General features: G+C 69.0%; 1 protein-coding gene. It reads right to left on the bottom strand.

Annotated features, from left to right (window positions below; translation table 11 throughout):
- On the bottom strand, window positions 1-707 hold a 707-nt coding region (locus DF196_RS13105; RefSeq protein ID WP_421728502.1), incomplete at both ends, for an N-acetylglucosamine-6-phosphate deacetylase.

Raw genomic sequence — 707 nt, 5'->3', positions numbered from 1 at the left:
CTGAAGCCGAGTTCGTTGACCGCGCGCTGGACCGCGACCTCCAGGGTGAGCGTGGAGCCGGCGATGGCGCCGTTGGACACGAGGCGAGCGTGGCCGTCGATGACGTTCACGTCGAGTTCGCCGAGCTTGTACGCGCCGTCGGGGCAGTCGGTGGCGGCCATCGCGTCGGTGACGAACGCGATGCGGTGGGGCGCCAGTCCGAAGCCGAGTTTGACCATCGGGTTCTGGACGTGGAAGCCGTCATTAATCAGCTCGATGGTGACGCGCGGGTCCTCCACGGCGGCCGGGATGGGGCCGGGTTCGCGATGGTGCAGGCCGTTCATCGCGTTGAACATGTGGGTCATGATGCCGGCGCCCGCGTTGAAGCCGGCCTGGGCGGTGGCGTAGTCGGCGTCGCAGTGGCCGACCGCGGGCACCACGCCGGCGGCCGCGAACTGGCGGATGGCGCCGATGCCGTGCTCAAGCTCCGGCGCGATGGTGATCTGGCGGATGCAGCCGATCTTGCCGGCGGCGGGGTCGGCGCCCGAGGCGTCGAGCATGGTTCCCACGAGTTCGGGCACCGGGTCCTTGAGGCAGTTCGGATCGTGCGCGCCCTTGCGTTTCAGGGCGAGGAACGGGCCTTCGAGGTGACAGCCAAGGATGTCGGGGCGGGTGGCCATCTTCTCGCGCACGGTGCGGATGTTGCGGCAGATCACGTCCATCGGGTT

Origin of the sequence: Bifidobacterium callitrichidarum (genome assembly GCF_003129905.1) — a bacterium.
GTDB lineage: Bacteria > Actinomycetota > Actinomycetes > Actinomycetales > Bifidobacteriaceae > Bifidobacterium > Bifidobacterium callitrichidarum.
The sequence above is the reverse complement of the archived record's forward strand: the minus strand, read 5'-3'. Positions and strand labels throughout refer to the sequence as shown.